General features: G+C 61.1%; 24 protein-coding genes. 21 read left to right on the top strand and 3 right to left on the bottom strand.

Annotation, left to right across the window (positions count from 1 at the left end):
* Nucleotides 1–588 precede the first annotated feature (588 nt).
* Nucleotides 589–1,914, top strand: a complete 1,326-nt coding sequence (locus tag JOD47_RS09835; protein WP_204533213.1) for an ISL3-like element ISPfr2 family transposase — start codon at nucleotides 589–591, stop codon at nucleotides 1,912–1,914.
* 19 nt (nucleotides 1,915–1,933) lie between these two features.
* On the top strand, nucleotides 1,934–2,200 hold the full coding sequence (locus JOD47_RS09830) for a nuclear transport factor 2-like protein (RefSeq protein ID WP_204533928.1): 267 nt from the start codon (nucleotides 1,934–1,936) through the stop codon (nucleotides 2,198–2,200).
* Between the two features lie 151 nt (nucleotides 2,201–2,351).
* On the opposite strand, the gene JOD47_RS09825 is transcribed toward JOD47_RS09830, so the two are convergent.
* Nucleotides 2,352–3,083 (bottom strand): GAF and ANTAR domain-containing protein, encoded by a 732-nt coding sequence (locus tag JOD47_RS09825; protein WP_204533926.1) that lies wholly within the window; start codon nucleotides 3,081–3,083, stop codon nucleotides 2,352–2,354.
* Nucleotides 3,084–3,425: 342 nt separating this feature from the next.
* Between JOD47_RS09825 and JOD47_RS09820 the strand changes: the two genes are divergently transcribed.
* The 5 genes from JOD47_RS09820 to JOD47_RS09800 all read left to right on the top strand — a co-directional run bounded on the left by JOD47_RS09820 (nucleotide 3,426) and on the right by JOD47_RS09800 (nucleotide 7,963).
* A complete protein-coding gene (locus tag JOD47_RS09820) occupies nucleotides 3,426–4,349 on the top strand; it encodes an alpha/beta fold hydrolase (protein ID WP_204533924.1) in 924 nt (307 codons plus the stop codon).
* Nucleotides 4,350–4,413: 64 nt separating this feature from the next.
* Nucleotides 4,414–4,941, top strand: a complete 528-nt coding sequence (locus tag JOD47_RS09815; protein ID WP_204533922.1) for a hypothetical protein — start codon at nucleotides 4,414–4,416, stop codon at nucleotides 4,939–4,941.
* 383 nt (nucleotides 4,942–5,324) lie between these two features.
* Entirely contained in the window at nucleotides 5,325–6,095 is a 771-nt protein-coding gene (locus tag JOD47_RS09810) for a DUF8692 domain-containing protein (RefSeq protein ID WP_204533920.1), read from the top strand.
* A gap of 184 nt (nucleotides 6,096–6,279) precedes the next feature.
* Nucleotides 6,280–7,347 carry an SGNH/GDSL hydrolase family protein gene (locus JOD47_RS09805; protein ID WP_204533918.1) on the top strand — a complete coding sequence of 356 codons (1,068 nt, stop codon included), beginning with the start codon at nucleotides 6,280–6,282 and terminating at the stop codon, nucleotides 7,345–7,347.
* Between the two features lie 400 nt (nucleotides 7,348–7,747).
* Entirely contained in the window at nucleotides 7,748–7,963 is a 216-nt protein-coding gene (locus JOD47_RS09800; RefSeq protein WP_204533916.1) for a hypothetical protein, read from the top strand.
* Between the two features lie 38 nt (nucleotides 7,964–8,001).
* Here the strand turns inward: JOD47_RS09800 and JOD47_RS09795 are convergent, their stop codons facing one another.
* Nucleotides 8,002–9,138 carry an EAL domain-containing protein gene (locus JOD47_RS09795; RefSeq protein WP_204533914.1) on the bottom strand — a complete coding sequence of 379 codons (1,137 nt, stop codon included), beginning with the start codon at nucleotides 9,136–9,138 and terminating at the stop codon, nucleotides 8,002–8,004.
* An 18-nt stretch (nucleotides 9,139–9,156) separates the two neighbouring features.
* Nucleotides 9,157–9,336 carry a DUF1059 domain-containing protein gene (locus JOD47_RS09790; RefSeq protein WP_204533912.1) on the bottom strand — a complete coding sequence of 60 codons (180 nt, stop codon included), beginning with the start codon at nucleotides 9,334–9,336 and terminating at the stop codon, nucleotides 9,157–9,159.
* Between the two features lie 294 nt (nucleotides 9,337–9,630).
* On the opposite strand from JOD47_RS09790, the gene JOD47_RS09785 reads away from it, so the two are divergent.
* From JOD47_RS09785 to JOD47_RS09720, 14 genes are all read left to right on the top strand, one after another.
* Nucleotides 9,631–9,870 carry a hypothetical protein gene (locus JOD47_RS09785; protein ID WP_239548061.1) on the top strand — a complete coding sequence of 80 codons (240 nt, stop codon included), beginning with the start codon at nucleotides 9,631–9,633 and terminating at the stop codon, nucleotides 9,868–9,870.
* 157 nt (nucleotides 9,871–10,027) lie between these two features.
* Entirely contained in the window at nucleotides 10,028–10,513 is a 486-nt protein-coding gene (locus JOD47_RS09780; RefSeq protein WP_204533909.1) for a MarR family winged helix-turn-helix transcriptional regulator, read from the top strand.
* 277 nt (nucleotides 10,514–10,790) lie between these two features.
* Complete coding sequence (locus JOD47_RS09775; protein WP_204533906.1) at nucleotides 10,791–11,159, top strand: DUF7793 family protein; 369 nt, start codon at nucleotides 10,791–10,793, stop codon at nucleotides 11,157–11,159.
* A 540-nt stretch (nucleotides 11,160–11,699) separates the two neighbouring features.
* Nucleotides 11,700–12,125, top strand: a complete 426-nt coding sequence (locus JOD47_RS09770) for a MarR family winged helix-turn-helix transcriptional regulator (protein WP_204533905.1) — start codon at nucleotides 11,700–11,702, stop codon at nucleotides 12,123–12,125.
* A 154-nt stretch (nucleotides 12,126–12,279) separates the two neighbouring features.
* Complete coding sequence (locus tag JOD47_RS09765) at nucleotides 12,280–13,044, top strand: mechanosensitive ion channel family protein (protein ID WP_204533902.1); 765 nt, start codon at nucleotides 12,280–12,282, stop codon at nucleotides 13,042–13,044.
* Between the two features lie 61 nt (nucleotides 13,045–13,105).
* Entirely contained in the window at nucleotides 13,106–13,921 is an 816-nt protein-coding gene (locus JOD47_RS09760; RefSeq protein ID WP_204533900.1) for a DUF2382 domain-containing protein, read from the top strand.
* A gap of 60 nt (nucleotides 13,922–13,981) precedes the next feature.
* On the top strand, nucleotides 13,982–14,653 hold the full coding sequence (locus JOD47_RS09755; protein WP_204533898.1) for a hypothetical protein: 672 nt from the start codon (nucleotides 13,982–13,984) through the stop codon (nucleotides 14,651–14,653).
* A gap of 47 nt (nucleotides 14,654–14,700) precedes the next feature.
* The gene (locus JOD47_RS09750; RefSeq protein ID WP_204533896.1) at nucleotides 14,701–14,895 is read left to right on the top strand and encodes a hypothetical protein; all 195 of its coding nucleotides are present in this window, start codon (nucleotides 14,701–14,703) and stop codon (nucleotides 14,893–14,895) included.
* A 90-nt stretch (nucleotides 14,896–14,985) separates the two neighbouring features.
* On the top strand, nucleotides 14,986–15,705 hold the full coding sequence (locus JOD47_RS09745) for a hypothetical protein (protein WP_204533894.1): 720 nt from the start codon (nucleotides 14,986–14,988) through the stop codon (nucleotides 15,703–15,705).
* A 275-nt stretch (nucleotides 15,706–15,980) separates the two neighbouring features.
* Nucleotides 15,981–16,763, top strand: coding sequence for a hypothetical protein (locus JOD47_RS09740; protein ID WP_204533892.1), 783 nt, complete (start codon nucleotides 15,981–15,983; stop codon nucleotides 16,761–16,763).
* Between the two features lie 451 nt (nucleotides 16,764–17,214).
* A complete protein-coding gene (locus JOD47_RS09735; protein ID WP_204533890.1) occupies nucleotides 17,215–17,670 on the top strand; it encodes a hypothetical protein in 456 nt (151 codons plus the stop codon).
* A gap of 88 nt (nucleotides 17,671–17,758) precedes the next feature.
* A complete protein-coding gene (locus JOD47_RS09730; RefSeq protein WP_204533888.1) occupies nucleotides 17,759–18,790 on the top strand; it encodes a hypothetical protein in 1,032 nt (343 codons plus the stop codon).
* A 28-nt stretch (nucleotides 18,791–18,818) separates the two neighbouring features.
* Complete coding sequence (locus JOD47_RS09725; protein WP_204533887.1) at nucleotides 18,819–20,003, top strand: hypothetical protein; 1,185 nt, start codon at nucleotides 18,819–18,821, stop codon at nucleotides 20,001–20,003.
* Between the two features lie 141 nt (nucleotides 20,004–20,144).
* Complete coding sequence (locus JOD47_RS09720) at nucleotides 20,145–20,765, top strand: histidine phosphatase family protein (RefSeq protein WP_204533885.1); 621 nt, start codon at nucleotides 20,145–20,147, stop codon at nucleotides 20,763–20,765.
* The last annotated feature ends 120 nt before the right edge of the window (nucleotides 20,766–20,885 follow it).

Raw genomic sequence — 20,885 nt, 5'->3', positions numbered from 1 at the left:
AACGCACGAGACGATCGCGCCCCGCCGAGCCGTCGCCAGGTCGCGACGCAACGCCACGCTGCGTTGCCGAGCGGTGCGAGGCCTATCGGCACACGGACAGGATGCCGGCCGCGAGCGCTCAGCCGGCGAGGGGTCCGTCGCAGAGGAGAGCGACGTCGGTGTCGGGCAGAGCCGTGAGGCCAGCGCATCGCGCGACCACCAGAACGGTTCGCCGGAGCCGCCTGTCGCAATCGAACGGACGACCTAATCACGTCGGCTTTGCGTCTATCGCTTGATGCGCCCACTGGGCGAACGAGCCGCTGACCTGCGCAAACGCCGAGCGTGGAGGACGCCGCCATCCGGTGGTGACTGACGACGACCGACCAGTACCGACCGTTTCACCGGAGCTTGCGGCGGCGTCGAAGCCGAGCAAGCTCCATTCTTTTAGCTCACCGCGCCCTCCTCCTCGCCGGCCCCGTCGTCGGCGAAGACGTTTCAGGGGTCTTCTCAGATGACGGTGTAGGTCGGCCGGGCGCGTCGGTCCGCAGATAGACGTCGAGGTCTCCCGACGACGGAGGTTCCTACGCCATCCATCCGAAAGACCTCGACGTGTCCGACGCTACCCCGCCGGCCGGATTCGGCCGCCCTGACCTGACCGCCTTCGCTCGACTCGACGGCCTCGGTCTGAGCGTGACCGGACAACGACTTGAACCGGATCGTGCGGTCCTCGCGTGCCGCGTGGTGGAACCAGATCAGTGGTGCCGACGGTGCGGCAGCGAAGGCGCTGCTCGTGACACCGTGATCCGGCGGTTGGCCCACGAGCCGCTGGGCTGGCGACCGACCGTGCTGGAAGTTGTAGTGCGCCGCTACCGCTGTGCCGACTGCGGACACGTGTGGCGCCAAGACACCAGCGCCGCGGCGGAGCCACGCGCGAAGCTCTCGCGCACCGGGCTGCGGTGGGCGCTGGAAGGGATCGTGGTCGCACACCTCACCGTCGCACGTGTCGCCGAGGGACTCGGGGTCGCGTGGGACACCGCCAACAACGCGGTCCTGGCTGAAGGCAAGCGGCTGCTGATCAACGACCCCACGCGGTTCGAGGGCGTGAAGGTCATTGGCGTCGATGAGCACGTCTGGCGCCACACCAGGCGTGGCGACAAGTACGTCACCGTGATCATCGACCTCACCCCGGTCCGCGATGGCGCCGGCCCAGCAAGGCTGCTGGACATGGTCGAGGGCCGGTCGAAGGCGGCGTTCAAGACCTGGCTCGCCGACCGCGACGACGCCTTCCGTGACGCGGTCGAGGTGGTCGCGATGGACGGCTTCACCGGGTTTAAGACCGCCGCTGCAGAGGAGATCCCGGACGCGGTCACGGTGATGGATCCCTTCCACGTCGTGCGCCTGGCCGGTGACGCCCTCGACAGGTGCCGGCGCCGGGTCCAACTCGCGATCCACGGGCACCGTGGGTTCAGGGACGACCCGCTCTACAAGTCGCGGCGCACGCTGCACACCGGCGCGGACCTGCTCACCGACAAGCAGAGCGACAGGCTACGCGCGCTGTTCGTTGATGACGCTCACGTCGAGGTCGAGGCGAGCTGGGGTGTCTACCAGCGCATGATCGCCGCCTATCGGCACGAGGACCGGCAACGTGGCCGCGAGCTCATGGAGAAGCTGATCACCGACCTCAGCGCCGGCGTCCCCAAGGTGCTCACCGAGCTCACCACCCTGGGCCGGACCCTGAAGAAGCGAGCCGCTGACGTGCTCGCCTACTTCGAACGACCCGGCACCAGCAACGGGCCGACCGAGGCGCTCAACGGACGGCTCGAACACCTGCGCGGCTCCGCACTCGGGTTCCGCAACCTGACCAACTACATCGCCCGAAGCCTGCTCGAGACCGGCGGCTTCAGACCCCAACTCCTACACCCCCGATTGGGATGAGCCGTTTTCTTGTCGCTACGTGCACACTAACGAGTCGTTCGACCGCGATACTTGGGTGCGGCTCAACGCGGACTATCCCGGTTTCCACAATTTCGTTCTTCTGGATTGGGTAGCCAACGGTGATCGCGCGGCAGGTCGAGCGCACGTAACGGGAGTGAGCCAAGGACAAGTGCAGCATTTCGAAGTCGCAACCTTCATCACGGTGCGCGATCAACTCATCATCGATATGACAGAAGTCTGGACGGGCGTCGAAGAAACCGCGCCCGAGGGAACCCGGCCCTATTGAGGGGTGATGTCTTACATACCATCGTTATTGAACGCACCAGGCGAAGTGCCACGGTCGAGGGCTCATGCTCGTCATATAGAACTGGCCACAGGGTTTTTGGTCCTGTGACCAGTCCGTACAGGGCTGACTGCTTAACCCTGCGCCTGACCTGCTAGTGATCGAAGTGTGTTGCCGGTTGTGAATTGGCGTTTGAGCTGGCGACGATCTGCCCGGCGAGATCGCGCAGTTTGACGTTCCGGTGTGAAGACGCCTTCTTCAGGTACTCGAATGCGTCGGTTTGGCTGCACCGGCTCTGACACATGATGATGCCGATAGCGATATCGATAGCGGTGCGTGATTCCATCGCCGTGGCCAGGTCCTCGGCATGCTCGCTGTGATGTGCGATCCGCACAGCCAGGCGCAGCGACCGGGAAGCCTCCCCTGCATAGGCTCTTGCACGTTCCATGGCTTCATTCCCAAATTTGTTTGGAGCATCCGAGTACAGGTTCAGTGCAGCTTTCGCATCCCCTGCCAAATCGAAAGGGACCGCGAGAATCGAACGCATCCCGTGCCCGCTGATTGCATCCATATACTCCGGCCAACGTGCTTCCCGTTCAACGTCCGGGATATCGACAGTGGCCTGCTCGCGGGCAGCGCTCAAGCAGGGCCCATCATCGTAGCTGTATTGAACCTCATCCATCTTCCGGGCGGATTCGCTACTGGAGGCGACCGTCGCGGCCTTCCGATCACGCAGCAACGTGATCCCACACAAAACCTCTTCCCCTTCACCCAGGGACTGCGCGGCATGGCGGCAGAGTCCATCAAGGAAGTGACCAACGTCCAAAGAATCAAGGACGGCATCTTGAAGGTCATTGGTGCGGGAATCAGCTGGATCGCTGCTCATTGCAGGGGCCCCGGATCTGTCATGCCAGAGCGGCATCAGAAGATAATTTCGACGCCCGGAGCACCAACAGGCGTGCAATGGGAACAAAAACTAGCAACCATGTCGGCGTAGCTGTTTTGACGGCCACTTGCTTAACCGTCACCTCAGTCTAACGGGCCACTTACCGAAGCGTTACCACCTTTGTCAGCACCACCTCAGGCAGACACGCGAGCGGGTACGTAGAGTGAGACGCATACCCGATCCGAGGTGGTTGCTGTGACGAACCATTCACGACTACCAGCACACACACGAATATGAATGCGGTGACAGGGGGAAGCTCCCGCAGAAGGAGCCAGTTCCCGGATGCCTAACGCACGGTTGCACGATGACACTGTTTTGCCGCTGATGATCGACGGCGAGGGACCGGCGTTGCTCGTAACGCTTGGCCTGGATCCGGCCCGCGGCGATCGCGAGCCTCAGCTGAAAATCGCTGACCTTGATCCGGATCTGGGCGGGACTTTGCTGCAATCGCTCACTGAACATTTCACCGTGGTGGCTTTCGATTATGAGCATCACCGGTTGAACCAACCAGCACCACGAACCCTGACACCACAGAATGTAGCCGAAGACCTTCTGGCGGTGGCTGACGCCGCCGGTGTGGGTTCCTTCGCCTATTACGGATCTTCCTGGTTGGGCCTTGCCGGGATTCTCCTCGCGGCATCTTCTGGCAGGGTCACCGCGCTGGTGGTTGGAGGCTTTCCCCCGATCGGGGCGCCGATCGATGCGCTCCATGATTTGGCGGTCCAGGCACACCGCAACGCTGTTGCGCGGGTCCAGACCACAAACCCGGCCACCCCGCACACGTTCGGACAGCCGCAGCCACAACTCCAACCGCTGGGCGGGAAGGAACACGCTCTGTTGCCGATGCGCGCCGCGCAGGCCAGGCAGTTCGTGGCGTTCTTCCGGGCTTTGAAGGACAGTAACGGCGCTGCGGAGGCGGTGCATCGGGTGAATTGCCCGGCATTGTGTTTTATCGGGTCCCAGGACGTTCTGCCCGGCCTGAGCGGGACCATCTCGATGGCCAGCCCGCTACTGGCGAACAGGGAAGAGCTGACGGAAGCTGGTTGGGATGTCCACGTGCTCGATGGCCTGGACCAGCCCGCCGCGATGCAACCGGATGTCGTTCTTCCGCTGGTTCTTCCCTGGCTTCAGGAGAATCTTTCCGGCCTGGACACCACCGGGGCTGTATCGGTTGGGCAGCGCAGCGGGAATCCGACCAGTGGGTAAGATCTCAACCCGGTGATCTGTCTATCATCAACGAAGCTGGGGTGGGCATCTACGATTGCTTGTTATGAACCTGCTCTCCGATCCCGTCGTGGGCAATGTGATCCAGATCGTTCTGATCGTGCTGACCGTGCTGGGCCTGTGGGTTGCGTTACTCAACGGTAAGAAGGGCCGCGAGAACGCGATCCGGCTGGCGATCAGCGACCGGCGTGCCGCTGAGGAACGCACGGAAAGCGATCGGCGGGAAGCCACCGTGACCCTCGAGGACGAGCGGTGGTACCTGAGGGAACAAACCCAGTTGCAGATGCAGTTGGATCATGCGCTGAAGCTGGTCCAGACAGCTGAGAATTACCCAGTGCACGATGTCCATGCGATGAAGCACTGGGGTCTGTCGATGCGGGCATCGATCATCGTTCTGGGCCAGGACGCAGCGCCGGCGGCGTGGTCCGTGTTTATTGACCGGGCGCGTTCCTGGGATGAGGGCCGAGAAGACGTGCTCCGCGAGATCAATGACCTGGCTATCCAGGCGGCACGAACACTGAATTGTTCCTCCTGTGTCCATGTCCACCGCATGCCGTCGACGGGCCGGGCGTGACGGGCACGGCTCCGGATGGAGCGTCTGCGTGCCGTGCCGCCGATTTGGTGGCTACGCGGGAAGAGTTGGCGGCGGCCGTCTTGGAGATCCGTGCACGGTATGAGGGCTGTGGGCCCGAGCGCGGAGGGTCAGGAGCTGCTCAGCGCAGCTGTGAAGGACCTTGAAGACATGGACGCCAAGCTGCTTCATCGACGGGAAAGGGACTAACACCCATCCTGGTCAACGCGCACAAGGTATTCCTGCCAGCAGCGTGCTGCCCGTGCTCTTTATACTGATCTTTTGAGACCGTTCCGGCTGATCTTGCTCTGACCGGGAACCGCACCACTTTGGGGCGCAAACTTTTGACCCACGATCACACACCGAACCCAGCCCAGGAACGCCCCGTGATTGAGGGCGGTGACTGGGTACGGATCCGGTTTTGGCGCACCGCGCTGGGATTCTTTGTCCCGGTAGCGGTTCTCAGCGTTGCCAGCGGCGCCCTGTTCTTCGCCGTTGACGCCGCCACCCCGGAAACGTTCGACCGGATTCACTTCTGGTTCTACTTTTTCGACGTCGGCCGGGAGATCAATGTTCCGACCTGGTTCAGCTCCGGGATGTGGCTGATCGCGGCAGTGCTTACTGGCGTGTATGCCGCCCGGTCCTCCCGCTACCGGATCTCCTGGTGGGTTTTCTCCGTCGTGTGCGTGGTGTTCTCGATCGATGAAATGCTCGAACTCCATGAACGCCTTGACGTCATCGGGCACGAGCTCTCCGTGTTCCTGCCCTTCGATCTTGGCTTCGTCTGGGTCATCCCCGGCGCCGTCATAGCCCTGAGTATTGTGGCGTTCCTGCTGCGCCTGATCATCAGCCTCCCGACCGGTGTCAGGAACGGGTTGCTTCTGGCCGGTTTGGTGTTCATCAGCGGTGCGCTCGGAGTCGAAACCCTGGCCGGTCTCACCCTGGCCTCCGACGGCGTCACCCCGGCATTCTTTGTTTTCACCCTGCTGGAGGAAACCCTTGAAATGGTTGGCATCGCCCTCTGCCTGGCCGCCCTGCTCCACTTGATCGAGTACCGGCCCTCCCCCACCGGTGGCACCACCTACCGCCTGGCAACCAAAACCCCCAGGGCTGCACGACGTCAGACGGCCGCTGCACACCGGCCGAACGCGGCGTAAACCAGGACACCAGTGGGCCTCTGTAGCGGTCCGGTGGTGACGCGTCCCGCCTGGCGTGGGTGCTGGGTTGAAAATTGTGGTGAACCTGCGGGTATCCGCGGCTGCTGTGCGGTCTGGGGGTGTTAGATTCGGGCAGCGCACCGGATGTGGAGCGCCTTTCACACGCTCATTCCTGGGGATACTGATGAACAGAAACATCTTGCACGTCTCCGCCCGGCTTGCTGCCTTCGTGCTTCTCGGCGCAGCCTCCCTGGCCGGGGGTGTGTCACCTGCGGCCAGGGAGGCTGCGCCGAGTAGCACGTATGTGGCTTTGGGAGATTCTTACTCCTCGGGAACCGGAACCCGGTCCTACCTTGCCGATGGCACGAGTTGTCAGCGTTCGGTGTACGCGTACCCGTCGCTGCTGGCTGCCAGCAAGGGGTACAGCCTGAACTTCCGGGCCTGTTCCGGGGCAACGACCTCCGATGTGACAGCCACGCAGCTGGGCGCACTGGGAAGCACCACCAGTTACGTCACCATCAGCGTCGGCGGCAACGACGCCGGGTTCGTCGATGTTCTCACTGAATGCGCGAAGCCGGCGTGGATGAGTAACTGCACGACGGCGATCGACAGGTCCGTGAACATCATCAATAACCAGCTCCCTTCCCGGCTGAGCAGCTTGTACGCGTCGATCCGCACCCGCGCGCCGCAGGCAAAAGTCGTCGTCGCGGGGTACCCGCGGATCTTCAACGGTGAGGACTGCAACGCAGCAACCTGGTTTTCCCCGACCGAGGAATCCCGGCTCAATGCCACCGCTGACCTGCTCAACACCCGCACCGCGGCAGCCGCCGCGGCCGCCGGCTTCACCTTCCGGAACCCCACCCAGGCATTCACCGGCCGGGCGGTGTGCGATGACACCGAATGGATCAACGGGCTCTCCCGGCCGGTCGCCGAGTCCTACCATCCCAACCGGGCAGGCCACACGCACGGATACACCCCGTTGCTGGCAACCAGCCTCACCGGCAGCACTGTCACCGTCACCACAGCAACCCTGCAGGAAGCCGCCGCCAAGGAACAGGAACTCACACACCAGCAGCGGACCTACACCGCCCAGGACAACACCATCACCCCGGAAACCTTCGAAGTACCGGACCTCACCAGCCCCGAAGCGAAGAAAGCGGCCAGCAAAGCCGGCGTGAACCTCAAGGACAAAGCCAGCGTCGACCGCGCCGACCGGCGCCACGAAACCCAACAGAACCGCTCCCGCCCCTGAAAATAGACCACCCACCGGAACACCACCGCACAGCAAACCCACCCGCACGGCCACCGCACGTGTCTGGCGCGATGGCGGGGGTGTGGGCGCGACAGGATGCTGGGCGCACCGTTGAAGCGAGGGTGTATAACTAAGGCAGCTGATCAACCGGCGGGTATAGGAGACAAAATGGCAGCTGCTCCAGGATCCGACGACACTAACCGAGGAAGCACACCGGTTCCTTCGAAGGCGGCAGCCGCTGCGCGGAAGGTCAAACGCGACGCAGAGGAACTCGAAGGAGCTGTGGAAGAAATCCCGCGCCCCTTTACCTCTCACACGATCATCGCGAACCTTGCCGATGCTGAGGAATCCTTGGCTGAGTCCGTGCAGGAACTGGCTATCTGGCACGGTCAGGCCTCCGATGGGACCCACTTCGCGGAATCAGGCGGGAAAGGGCCGGGCCGGCACAGCCGGGGCGGCCGTAAAACTCGACGAAGCAGCGGAACTGGCACTCGAACTCAAACACAAGCTTGAAGAAGCCCTCGACGAGAACGGCAAAGTGCGCTGGCTCGACCGGCCCGCAGATCCTCCCGCCGTATCTGAGCCAGACGATGAGGAACGAAGCGGCCTCAGGTAAACGTTCTGAGCCTCCTGCCGCCGTGGTGATGCACTTCCTCAGAGCAGTGTTTCGTGGGCTGCGGTGAGCGCGGTAATGAGCCGTTCCATCCGTGCGATACCTGCGAACCTGCCGGCATTGTCTGTGACCAGGACCGGGTCGAAGCGTTCCACGTCGGGGCGGGTCATGCACCGTGCCAGTGCCTCATGCACGGGGGTGTCAAGGTTCGCGCGCATCCCATCGTTCACCACGCCCATCGCCGCCCCGGCTGCGTGCACGAGGCATACCGGTCGGCGGTTTTCCCCGTCGACGAGGACCACTGTCTGCAGTCGTGGGTCGCTGGCGAACACGCCAGCGGCTTCCTCGACCGTGTGGACGGTCACGGCCGGTTCGGTGATTGCCCGCAACGTGGTGGAGTGCTCCACCTGGTTCCGTGAGGCCAGCCGCAGCGCCGCTTCCCCGGCAATCCTGGCCCACGGATCTCCCGGCCGCCCCAGGTAGTAGCCCTGTACCAGCGGCACACCGAGCCCGGCCAGAGCGTCCAGTTCCTCCGCGGTTTCGACTCCCTCGGCCAGGATCCAGGCATCGACGCGGCTGGCGAAGGTCCCGAGCATCTCGATGAGAGCGCGTTTAGCTTCGTCCCGGTCCACGTCATGGATCAGGTCGCGGTCGATCTTGATAATCGCTGGGCGCAGTGAGAGCAGGTGCCGGAGCCCGGCATACCCGGCGCCGGCGTCATCCACAGCGATGAGGGCACCGGCTGAACGGAGCTGGTTCAGATCCGGTTCGAGGTCACGGTAGGAATCGATTGCCGCCTGCTCGGTCAGTTCCACGACCAGACCGGCCAGGTTCCCCTCCTCCCGCCAGATCCGCCGGATGAGCTCGGAGTTGAGCAGGTCCGGTGAGATGTTCACGGTGAGAAAGCAGTTCGGCGGCAGGTGTCGACGTGCTGAGAGCGCCGCCCGGAGGGTGGCGGCCTCCAACTGATCCGATACGCTGAGCGCCCGGGCCGCAGCGAACCAGGTCTCCGGGTTCTTCTCTGTGTATCCGGGGAACCTGGCTAGGGCCTCGTAGCCCACGACCGTTCCCCGGGCACAGTCGATGATCGGCTGGTACGCGGCGCTCAGGCCGTGCCCGTCCGCGGCAAGAGCCAACCGGGAAGCCCATCCTGCCTGCGCGCCGTCCAGGATGCGCATCGGTTGCAGCGAGGAAACCTATGACCCCACGGTAACGATCGAGCGGCGCACCGATTCGACCAGCCCCGCAGGAACCTCATGCATACCGTGGACCGTGCGGGCGTGCGAGGCGACCTCGACAAGGACCTCGTCCTCCGTGCTGCACACCCAACGGGCCTCGCAACCGGGAACCACGTCACCACAAGCAAACGACTTCACAACATTTCCTCCAACGGAACAGTGAAACAAACAGCGAAGAAACAGACAGCAAAACAGGGACTGATCAAACTGCTGCCACTTCTTCGTCGCAGTGCCAGTAATGGATGAGTCATCAGCTTCAACAACTCAAAAAACTTTGTGTGCTGAAGATAGCAGGCTTCACAAATCCAGCACCCTTCACGGGTGTTCTCGCGGAAATCAGCGGTTATGATACTGAACGGCCCGCGGCGTTACCGCCCCCGGCCTCCCAGGTCTAGCAGCAGGCCTGACTACATTACCGTCTGATAGGTGCCCATGAGCAGCAGACTAGACCCTTCTGAATCGTTCCCCGATGATCTTGCCGAACTTGAGCTTCCCGAGGTGGAAGTCCTCAACAGCAAAGTGCACCGGGAACTGGAATTCGAGTACACCCGAAACGGTATCCCGGCAATGGAGACCGAGTTCCGAAAAGAAGAACTCACCGAGGAACTCGACCGGCGTGACGCCGCAGCCGATAAGCGTGAAGCCGCCACCGATGAGCGGGAAACCGCATAAGAAGCTCCCTCTTCCCGACGCCAGGGTGTCCCTAGGTTGAGGGTTTCTTGCCCCAAAGCACCCGGTTTTCCTCCCAAGAATTTCGGTCTAGGCCGGTAAGGTTGCCTACCACGTCCTGCCTCACCGGGTCGGGCGTCCCGAGGGGAGTTGAACGTCGATGGAGATGGACACCTGGTCGGTAAGCCGGCTGCTGAGCACCGCCGCCCGATTGAACGAACGGTATGACAATGAGCGACTGGGCGCCCATGGCATCACCCACGCCGGGATGACCCTGCTACGGGTACTTGACGTACGGGAGGCGATCAGCCAGGCGCGGCTGGCCGCCCTGCTCCACATTCAACCCCAAACCGCGGGGAAAACCCTGGCCCGGCTAGAACTGCGCGGCCTCGTCCAACGGGACCGCACCGAAGACGACCGGCGCCTCACCCTGGTGAAACTCACCCCAAGCGGGCACGATCTCCTGGCAGCCCTGGACGCTGAGGAACGACAACTCGAGGAATCCACCGGCCTATCAGATGAGGACCTGCGCAACGCGTTGCAGTCCATCATCGCCTCCCTGCGCCCCGACGCTTTCCATACCAACCACGAACCCGCGCTAGGTGAAACCCCTGGGCCGGATCCGCTGCTGGCACTGCTGCGCTGAGCAAGTGTCCACTGTCAGGAACCCGCACGCGAGACCGTCAAGGGTGTAGGGGCCAGCGGTCATACTGGACGACCAGTTGCCGGCCCCTACACGGAATCAGGGTATAGACCCGCTCCGATTCCACACCACCTCAGGTGCCCGTTCAGCGTACCGAGTGATTCACTAGACCCGTCAAGACACCAAGCCGTCACCGTCCGTGCCCCGAATGATCTTTAGATGGGTTCACTAAGCTGGGAGTCGTTTCTGCTCGATCAGCTCTGAGTTACGGGGAAAATCAGTGTCGATACGCACCATAAACCGGTTCCAAGTCCTACCCCGGCCGGATGGAATTGTGCATGTCCGCTGGGACACCGGGTGCGCGCTCGATGAAAACGATGCCCGCAGCCTCATCGACACCCTCACAACACTCGGCGGCGAATTCGGCGGTGTTGACCGGCTCCTCGTGGACATGGCCGCTCCGGCATCCATCAGCCTGGAAGCGCGAAAGGTTTTTTGGGCCGCAACCTGTATGAACCGACTGGCGATCCTCGGAAAGACCTCCATGGATCACGTGCTCGTCGCCTTCGCACTCACCGCACCAGTTCCCACCCAGTTCTTCCTCACGGAAGACACCGCGATCACCTGGCTGCGCGGTGACAGCGACTGATGACGGCGGCGACTGATACCGTGCTGCACACCATTCGGGAGTGAGAAGGTGGTGCCGGCGGCTTTGAGAACTTGGGGAAACTCGGACCGCCGGCACCTGAGAACCGCAGTCTCGGGACGGCTCTCTTGCTCGCACACTCAGGAAGTGCACACTACTAAGTGTGCTGATAATCCTTGAAGACAAGGTGAGTTGCTGCTCCTGAGCAGAGATATATCTGCACGGAACTCATTCGCTTTCATTCTTTTCGTCAAAGTCTCGAGCGACTTCTTGTAGGGCCGCTAGGTGTTCGTTGAAGGCAGACCGACCCGCGCTGGTGGGACGCAGTCAGTCATACTGTTCGGTCCTTGAACACCACGAAAGCTATCCCGCCCAACTTGAGCAGCACGTCCCATCCCGTCAATCTGCAAGAAAGGCATCCGCCTGCGACGAACGTCAAGAGAATCTATAGCGTCTACGCTGCTGGGCCCGACGACCCTGCCCTGCCTACCTGGCACCAGAAAAGGTAAGTATGCTGACCTTTCTGGAGGAGAGGGGGCGGGTATGGAGTCAGTGCACGAGCAGTCGGCCGAGTTTTCACACGATCTACTCGCCCATGCTTCGCGGTTGCTGGTTCAGACCTGGAACCAGTATTTGACCGGAGTGGGTGTTACCTATGCCGGTTACCTGGCTTTATCGGCGGCTGCCGAGAGGCCTATCGCCCATCAGGCCGCGCTGGCTGAAGCCCTCCATGTCCGCACGCCAACTATCGGATACACGCTGGACCGTCTGGAGCATCAAGGCCATGTGAGAACGTTCCGCAGATCCGCCGACATGAGGTACCGGATGGTGCGCGTCACCACTCGCGGGCATGAAATCCTGCGAAAAGGTCAGGAGATTGAGAGGTCGCTTCTGGCTGGCGCCGAAGGATTGCGGGCTCAACTCCTCCAACTCCTCCCCCAATTGCTACAGCAACCAGGAGCCGCGTAACCCATCAGTTACCTGCCAAATAACCATAATTGGGCAGGCCTCCTAGTAATAAGCATGCTTCCTATTCAGGGATGTTTGTGGTTACGGTTAGGTCACGCAAAAGGGTGCCGACGCAATCGGCACCCATAATTTCCGTTCAAATTTGGAGGTCTTGATGGAAGAAACACTGCGAAGCGGTCTAGCGACCGTCGTCGAATTCGTTCCGAAGCTGTTGCTGTTCCTGGTCATCCTGATCGTGGGACTACTCATCGCCAAAGCCATCTCCAAGGCCCTGTCCAAGCTCCTTGAGCGGGTCGGATTCGACCGTGCCGTGGAGCGCGGCGGAGTGAAGAAAGCGCTGGCGAAATCCTCGCTGGATGCCAGCGATATCATCGCGAAAATCCTCTACTACACCCTCGTATTGTTCGTGCTGCAATTCGCCTTCGGTGTCTTCGGACCCAACCCGGTCAGCGACCTGCTGCGCGGAATCATCGCGTTCCTGCCGAAGATCATCGTTGCGATCATCATCGTGATCATCGCCGCAGCCATTGCAGCAGCGGTCAAGAGCCTGATCCAGAACACCCTGGGCGGGCTCTCCTACGGCAAGGTCCTGGCAAACATCGCCAGCATCTTCATCCTCGGCCTTGGCATCATCGCAGCCCTGAACCAGGTCGAGATCGCCACCACGGTCACCACTCCGATCCTAATTGCAGTACTGTCCGCGATTGTCGGCGTCATCATCGTCGGTGTCGGCGGCGGACTGATCAAGCCGATGTCACAGCGCTGGGAAACCTACCTCAACAAAGCTGAGGAAGAAGCACCCCGGGTGAAGGCCGAAGCACAGACCTCTCCGTCCGCGAAGGACCAGCTCGAGAGCAAGGCCCAGCAGGAGAAGGCCAAGACCCAGGCCAATGACGGATCCGGCGCCCACCGCGTCTAACCACCGCTCAGAACCCTCCCTCCGCAGTATCGACTGCACTATCACTGACAAGGAGAACACCATGATTTCCCAGGACAACATCAACCAGATCCTCGAAGCCGGCGGTCAGGTCCTCGACAACGACGGCGACAAGATCGGCAAGGTCGGCCAGATCTACGTCGACGACCACACAGGCAACCCGAGCTGGGTCACCATCAACACCGGCCTCTTCGGCTCCAACGAGTCCTTCGCACCCCTGGAAGGAGCGTCCCTGGAAGGTAACGACGTCCGCGTCGCCTACGACAAGTCAAAGGTCAAGGACGCTCCCAACGTCGCGCCCGATGGGCACCTCAGCGAGCAGGAAGAAGCCGAGCTCTACCGCTACTACGGGCTCTCCACCGACAGCTACGCCACCGGGGATTACGATCGCACCGACCATGACCGCACCGACTACGACACTGGCCGCACTACTGATCGTGGGGCTGTTGGCCACGACACCTCGGGCCCGACGACCGATGACGCAATGACCCGCTCCGAAGAGCATCTCCGGGTCGGTACGGAGAGCCGGGAAGCCGGCCGGGCCCGGCTGCGCAAATACGTGGTCACCGAGAACGTCACCAAGACCGTTCCCGTGCAGCGTGAAGAGGTCCGGGTCGAGCGCGAGCCGATCACCGACGCCAACCGTGGCGATGCCTACGACGGTCCAGCGATCAGCGAAGAAGAGCACGAAGTCACCCTCCACGAAGAGCGCCCCGTCGTGGAAAAGGAAGCTGTACCGGTCGAGCGGGTTCGCCTGGATAAGGAAACCGTCACCGAGCAGCAGACAGTGAACGAGGAAGTCCGCAAGGAACAAATCGACTCCGACGACATCGACACCACCCGCGGCGACCGCCGCTGATAACTATCGGTGCCGGGCGCTGCTTTGGGCGTCCGGCACCTCGCATTTCAGGGAGACATCATGAGCACCAGCGCAGGATCAGCCCATGACGGGTCCGACGATAACGACCAGACCTCAGGCAGGCATTACAGCAATGATGGCGGCGACCGGCGGCGCGGCGACGCGGACCGGGATCAGCGGGACCATCTGCTGGAACGTGAAAAGGAAGAGTTCGGCGGCGTCAAGATCGGCTCGGCGTTCTTCGGCTGGCTCACCGCCATCGGCACCGCTGTCCTCCTCACCGCCCTGGCAGCCGCGCTCGGCGCCGTGGTGGGGAACGTGACCAACACCGACGACGCCAGCCAGGCAACCCAGGATCCACAACAGGCAGGCATTATCGGAGCCATCATCCTGGCAGTGATCCTATTCATCGCCTACTACTGCGGCGGATACGTCGCCGGGCGGATGGCACGGTTCAACGGCATGAAGCAGGGCATTGCGGTCTGGGTCTGGGCGATCGTCATCGCGGTCATCGTGGGCATCCTCGGCGCCATCGCCGGATCCCAGTTCAACATCCTGGCCCAGCTGAACAGCTTTCCGCAGATCCCCAACGCGGAGAACATGACCACCGCGGGAATCATCTCAGCGATCATCGCCGCCGTCGTCGCCCTCATCGGAGCGATCCTCGGCGGACTTGCCGGCATGCACTTCCACCGCAAGGTCGACAAAGCCAACCTCGTCGACAACCACTAAACCCACCGAACCACAGCAAGTCAACAGACAAGAAGGAGACGCACACCATGAACATTGACAAGCAACAGATCATCGACCTGCTGAAAAACCGTGGAGACCAGGACAAGGCCGACCAGGCACAGCAGGAACTCCCCGACCAGGTCGACACCGACCAGGACAAGGGCATGTTGGACAAGTTCGGCATCAACCCCCAGGACCTGCTCGGCAAGCTCGGCGGCGGATTCGGCGGCCTCGGCGGCTGATCCGCCCCTAACTAGTCACACAACGCCGGTTGTTCTGCAGGACCCTGTGATGGGTCCGGCAGGGCAACCGGCATTGTCTCGCGAGGAACGATGAGAACGTACCGCCGCCTCTGGATGACCGGATGGCTCTTCACCGCAATCATCGGCACCGCAATAAGCACCATCAGCCTGCCCTGGTTGGGCCTGACCATGCTTGCGCTCTTCGGCACCGCTGCCGGTGCCCTCGCTCTCACCCTGCGCCGGCATTACGGGCATCCCACCGGACACAGTGAATCCGCTGGATCGGTGGCTACGGTTGCCACTCACGCAGGGATCGGAACCATAGCCATGCTGGGAATAGCCGGACTGAGAACGTTGCTGGGCTCCTTCACCCTGTTATTACTCGTCATCATGGCGGTCACTTCCCCCGGGGCGCTCCGCAGAATCCACCATGCCACCCGGACAACCGACATATCGACAGGTGCACTGTCAGATCCGGCACTGGATCATGAGCATCATTCCGTTGTTCACACCGGCCGCCCTGGGACGAAAAGTATGCCCGTCTCCGAGTCGTTGCACGAGCTCAGCGACGCCGGATTGTGCAGGGCCTGGCGTACGACTTATCTACCCGTTCGCGAAGCCTCCGACGCCGCAACTTTGGAACAGTTGTATTTGTTCTGTCAATCCTGCTTGGATGAGTTGGAACGTCGCAACGCTCACGCTCTCAACGCCTGGCTGAACGCCGGTGCCAGGGCCTCAGGAAACCCCGCCACATTCCTCGCCTCGCCCGGTGAGGACGGGGAAAACCACACCGGCACCCGCAGACCTTGACAATCCCTGTCACCAGCCCCCTGCTTCTTCTGTGCGGGGGCTGGTACGACCGTGCAGATAGTCTGGGGCAGGCAAAAAAATAACCCCGGCCGCATCATGGCTCATGTCCAGAGAGGCGGGTCCGGGGACTTCACTCACTAGTGAAGCAAGGAGCCTCGTTCGTGAACAAGCCGCCGACGAGACTCATCTAAAGTGCCCGCGAAACACCCTCGGTGCCTCAAGTAAGGATGCCCGCGAAACGGTGACCCTCGTGAGGTATGAGGAGTGAACTGTCGATGACGTCTCGTGCTGAGGTCACCTCGAGGTATGCGCAGGCGTACGTGAAGGCGCCGAAGAAGGATAAGGGCCGGATCCTCAAGGAGGTGGTGGGAGTGACGGGCTGGTCGCGGGATAACGCCCGGCGGCGGCTCACCAAGGCGGCGAAACAGCCTCCTGGGGTTGGTCGTGAGATCGCGCAGAAGCCGAGGAAACCGCGGCCACCGAAGTACTCCTACGACGCGCTGAAGGTGCTCCAGCGGGTGTGGGCCGCCTCTGGTGGGCAATGCGGGAAGTATCTTGTGGTTTCGATGCGCATCCAGCTCGATCTGCTCGAAGCGCACGGCGAGCTCATCGATGGCGTCGAGCGGTATGGACCGGAGGTGCGCACCGAACTCTTAGCGATGAGCGCGGCGTCGATCGACCGATATTTGAAGCCGGCGAAAGCGGGGGATCAGATCCGGGGAGTGTCAACGACGAAGCCCTCACCGCTGCTGCGGTCCTCGATCACGATCCGCAGAGCCGGTGACGAGGTCGAGGCCGAACCGGGGTTCTTCGAGGGTGACACGGTCGCGCACTGCGGGCCGACGTTGCAGGGCGAGTTCGCCCGCACGCTGAACCTTCGGCTTACGGCACGGTTACTTCGCGGCGTAATCGATGGAAAGCAGTCCGGAATCGCTGGCGGGCCCCTTATACGGTGGGTTCGGGCGGACGGGGACCGGCCGCGTCGGTTGAGGGGTCTTCGTTTGCTCCGTCAAAGAACCGCCGGGCTCGAGGCAGCCAAAGTGGGCCGATCAGAATGACCGGTACGAGGAAGATTAGCCACTTCCAAGATGGTGGCCATGAGAAACCTAGCCCACAGGTCAGGACGGAATAGCTCATGTAATAGCGCATCTTCTGGTCACCATCTTTGAGTGTTTGAGCGAAGCTGGCGCCGAACACGGAAAGCAGCAGCAGGATGATCCCAAGCAACCAGGGCACCCATGTCGGTCCTGATTCTCCCGCCATATCCAACAAAACGAAGATGCCCATAATGTCTACTACCGCTATGGCCACTAGGAGGGCCCAAAAAACGAAAACCACCTCTAAGGGAGGCTTCCGCCTCTCCTCCTTAACACTCACTGGTCCTTCATTCGGCTTGGCATGACCAGAGCGTAAACCATTGCCAAGTCCAAAGCTTCTAGCCATCTGCGGTATCGGTAACGGAGGCGCCGAACTAGGCTGACACACAATTAGCATTCTTGGAGGGGCACCATGCAGGAATTAGCCGTAATTGCTTCGATAGTTTTTGGCATCTTGTTGGTCGCGGCGGTGATCCTACTACTGATATTGAGCCGCAGAACCACTAAAACTCGGACAGCTACACAGACCCGTGGTGTACAAACTAAAGGCACCGAAGCGAGTTTGGAGTTCTCCAGCAGAGAGGATTTGCAGACCCTGCAAGGACACGTTCGATCCTTGCTCTCATCCAATCACCGGTATGCCGATCTTCGAGAGTTGCCGAATGGGTTCACGCTCCGAGTTAAGGGAAACTTCTGGACCTTAGGCACTACGATCGAGTGCACCGTCGAGCCAGTACCAGAAGGATTACGCGGGCAGGCCACAGCGCAGCCGCGTCTCAAAACGACGATGGTTGACTACGGACAAAGTGGCAAAGAACTACTGGACTTCCTTGATGAGATCCCTATCGATCACAACTTGACCAAATAGGTCAGCCCCGGTGCTTTGATGGTTCGGTTTACGGGCGGTTCTAGCGGCTCCTGCTTGATGTGTCGGTGCCAGCGCTTAGAGTGCGAGTGTGATTGAGGAGAGCTACCCGCGAGCAGTTGCCCACGTCCGTTCTGCCCAGCAAGGTAGGTCAGAGATGGCCGCACTTTGGAGCTCGGCTCTGAACGAGCAGTTCATGGGTGCAATGGTGAACGTTAATGACGAAGGCTCTGGGACCATCACCGCTTCCGTCGAGTGGCCTGACGGTCTACGCGATGAGCTAACCCGACGCTTTGCGGCGTGCATCAATGAATTGTGGTCGGCGCTGGACTCGCTAATCACGGAGACGGTGCAGTTGTTCTCCTCCAGTCGCACGCCACGCGATCAGGATGTTCAGCGATACTGGCCAACTGCGAATTCCCAAGAGAACCTCGAGCTTTTATTGGCACAGGCGTGCATCAACGGGGTGCTGCGGACGCACGCTGACATTGTTCTAAGCACGCAGCCATTCCTTCCCGACTCAGAGATAGAACAGATACAACGCATTCAGAAGGGAATGCGGCAACTCCTGACATGGACCGAAGCGCTGGATGCCGGTGCGAACATCACCGTTTGGGCGACTCCAATTAATCCGACTGTCTCTACTGAACCAAACAGCGAGGGCATCGAGTGCATCCCCGGCTCGTCTTTCGACCTCGGAAGTAGGACGGAAGGAGTAGTTGCCGACTTTCGTGTACCTGCGTATCAGCGGGGCATGCGAGTATTTGGCCGTCCAGGCACGCTATTGGACCTAGGGTTTGCTGCGGACTTCGTTCCAGTCCAGGCGGACGACACGCTCGATTCGCGGTTGCGAGAGGTTCTGGAGGTAGTCATTCTGCTGCATGCTCACTTCGCGTCTGTTTCAGGCAAGGTGCGCGGCATACGAGCTCTTCCTATCGAATCTCTCAATCGAGACGATCTGTGGAGGAGTGCATCAGAGTCCCCGCGCCTTTGGGAACAGTCGGAGCTTGCAGGCTTGACTGAGACTGGTGCTCGTGTGGCTGTCGTCATCGATCCAAATCCGAGCGAACTTGTACTACTCGTGCCGACTGAGGACGGTGTGTTTGAGCCGGCGGATCCCTAATGCCACGAAGCTTCGAGCGTCCGACACTGTGGGTATCGCCGCAGAACGTGCAGTTCATGAAGCTGTAGCCACATGGGGATTACCGGACTTCGTGATGAAACCACAGGTAGAACGCAAGGGATCAGGCGTGCGAGAAGTCGGCGACGGTCTCCTAGTTGCTGGGGAGGTGGGGGCGATCGTCCAGGTGAAGGGCCGTAGCGCGGACCTGTCCACGGCAGACAAGGAAGCCAGATGGATCGATAAGAACGCCGCAAAGGCGACTAAGCAGGTTCAGGGGACCTATCGGCGACTTCAGCAGTCAGCGATAAACCTTGAGAACGGCCGCGGGCGCCTTCTGTGCATCGACGGCAGAGCTGTGCAGTGGGTAGGCGTTGTCGTCATCGACCATCCTAAGATTCCAGAGCAGCATCCCCTCGGAGTGACAGAGGGTTCACTCCCTACCATCGTGCTAACTAGGAGAGACTGGGAGTTTCTTTTTGAACAGCTCAAAACCACGAGTGCAGTCATTCGCTACTTGATTCGAGTTGAAACTTCGACTGAGTACCTAGGCGAGGAACCCTATCGATACTTCGATCTAGCGTCACTTGATGCCGCCGTTTCATTAACCGATTCCAATCCAGCTGATCCAAAGATCGAAGAACTAGGCACGCGGTTCAGCTACCCCTTGTTGCCCATGGAACCAGCGGGTGCGCAGTATCCGAGCGAATTTGGGTTAACCAGGCTAATCTGCGAGGACATCGCCAGCATCGACGGCGACGAATGCACGCCCGAGATGAGAGTCGAGGTTCTCGCCGCTATCGATGCGCTCCCGATAGCTTCACGAGTAGAGCTCGGAAGCCTTCTTCTTGGCGAACTCAACGCAAACCACGAGTCAGGCAGTATTCGATGGAGATCCCGGACGTTCCTGCCGTCCGCCCCGGGCGGATATCAGGTCTCCTTCGTAGTTTGTTCGGTCTACAGCGAAGCGACTGCGGATGCGTTCAAGGCATGGCTAATGCTCCGTCATACCGAGCGCGGCCAGAACGAGAACATCACTGAAGCTCGATCAATCGCGGTTCTGCTGACCCCACGCCTAGATGATTTTCGGCCGTGGGACACGACTTTGCTCGTGGTCGAGGGTGATTTCCAACTGTCGAATGAACAATTGGTTAGCTACACGGCGCTCTGGGGAAAACGGGAAGAACATGGGGCGCTGACGAGGAGCTTGGAGTAGCGAGGCGGGCGGCACACCGCCCGCATACAGTGCGATCAAGAGGTACGCAGGGCTGTTACCTCGGCCCTGGTGTGCGGTGAGCGGATCGCTTGCGGTGATGCCAATCCTCTCCCGTCGAGCACCGCAGGTTATCGTCCATGTATGCGCGAAATTTTCGTCGTCGCCCATCCCGAGGCCACGCATGTCACAGAGAATTTGGTCGGCGGCTGGTACGACTCATCCTTAACGGAGCGAGGAACCCACGATGCACATCGAGTTGCCCAGCGTCTATTGCAGATCATCCCGGAATCGACAGGGTTGCACCTCGCAACTTCTGACCTGCGGCGCGCCCGACAAACTGCCGACCCGATCGGGCGGGCGTTCGGCGTCCAGCCCCTGATGGACACCGATCTACGGGAGCGCTCTTACGGCGATGCCGAAGGGACTCCGCCTGGTACAACGGTCTTCCTAGCCCCTCCTGCCGATGAATCACGGATGGATCATCACCCGGGAACGCCCGGAACTGAAACGCGGCGCGAGTGGGCCACCCGCGCCTATAGGGCGCTCGACCGAGTGCAGCAGGCAGGGGTTGAGCGCGCCATCATCGTTACCCATGGAGGTACCCTGACTTACCTCCTCACAGCATGGATTGGCCTGCCTGTAGGCCACGCTGGATACGCGAAATTCTCTACAACACCTGGAGGGATCACGCACCTACGAGAGGATGACCTCACTCACGATCGCCAGGTAATCACCCTTAACGACACAACCCACCTCACATAATCCATCCAATGTCTAGCGGTCCGTGCACGTTTCGCCCGCTACTCACACTTGACCCTAAAAAGGTCTTCCACCACCTCCCGGCCCATTGACCTTGCACGGGAAGGAACGGTGGAGGATCCG

It is taken from the genome of Arthrobacter tumbae, from assembly GCF_016907495.1.
GTDB lineage: Bacteria > Actinomycetota > Actinomycetes > Actinomycetales > Micrococcaceae > Arthrobacter_D > Arthrobacter_D tumbae.
Note: the sequence above shows the minus strand (reverse complement) of the source record. Positions and strands in the feature narration are given on the sequence as shown.

Bases quoted from the DNA above. Each gene is read 5' to 3' on its own strand.
- JOD47_RS09765 (WP_204533902.1), top strand. From the start codon at position 12,280: ATGGAAGAAACACTGCGAAGCGGTCTAGCGACCGTCGTCGAATTCGTT.
- JOD47_RS09800 (WP_204533916.1), top strand. From the start codon at position 7,748: ATGGGACCCACTTCGCGGAATCAGGCGGGAAAGGGCCGGGCCGGCACA.
- JOD47_RS09785 (WP_239548061.1), top strand. From the start codon at position 9,631: ATGAGCAGCAGACTAGACCCTTCTGAATCGTTCCCCGATGATCTTGCC.
- JOD47_RS09750 (WP_204533896.1), top strand. From the start codon at position 14,701: ATGAACATTGACAAGCAACAGATCATCGACCTGCTGAAAAACCGTGGA.
- JOD47_RS09815 (WP_204533922.1), top strand. From the start codon at position 4,414: ATGAACCTGCTCTCCGATCCCGTCGTGGGCAATGTGATCCAGATCGTT.
- JOD47_RS09770 (WP_204533905.1), top strand. From the start codon at position 11,700: ATGGAGTCAGTGCACGAGCAGTCGGCCGAGTTTTCACACGATCTACTC.
- JOD47_RS09805 (WP_204533918.1), top strand. From the start codon at position 6,280: ATGAACAGAAACATCTTGCACGTCTCCGCCCGGCTTGCTGCCTTCGTG.
- JOD47_RS09780 (WP_204533909.1), top strand. From the start codon at position 10,028: ATGGAGATGGACACCTGGTCGGTAAGCCGGCTGCTGAGCACCGCCGCC.
- JOD47_RS09825 (WP_204533926.1), bottom strand. From the start codon at position 3,083: ATGAGCAGCGATCCAGCTGATTCCCGCACCAATGACCTTCAAGATGCC.
- JOD47_RS09745 (WP_204533894.1), top strand. From the start codon at position 14,986: ATGAGAACGTACCGCCGCCTCTGGATGACCGGATGGCTCTTCACCGCA.
- JOD47_RS09735 (WP_204533890.1), top strand. From the start codon at position 17,215: ATGCAGGAATTAGCCGTAATTGCTTCGATAGTTTTTGGCATCTTGTTG.
- JOD47_RS09760 (WP_204533900.1), top strand. From the start codon at position 13,106: ATGATTTCCCAGGACAACATCAACCAGATCCTCGAAGCCGGCGGTCAG.
- JOD47_RS09795 (WP_204533914.1), bottom strand. From the start codon at position 9,138: ATGCGCATCCTGGACGGCGCGCAGGCAGGATGGGCTTCCCGGTTGGCT.
- JOD47_RS09720 (WP_204533885.1), top strand. From the start codon at position 20,145: ATGCGCGAAATTTTCGTCGTCGCCCATCCCGAGGCCACGCATGTCACA.
- JOD47_RS09755 (WP_204533898.1), top strand. From the start codon at position 13,982: ATGAGCACCAGCGCAGGATCAGCCCATGACGGGTCCGACGATAACGAC.
- JOD47_RS09740 (WP_204533892.1), top strand. From the start codon at position 15,981: ATGACGTCTCGTGCTGAGGTCACCTCGAGGTATGCGCAGGCGTACGTG.
- JOD47_RS09820 (WP_204533924.1), top strand. From the start codon at position 3,426: ATGCCTAACGCACGGTTGCACGATGACACTGTTTTGCCGCTGATGATC.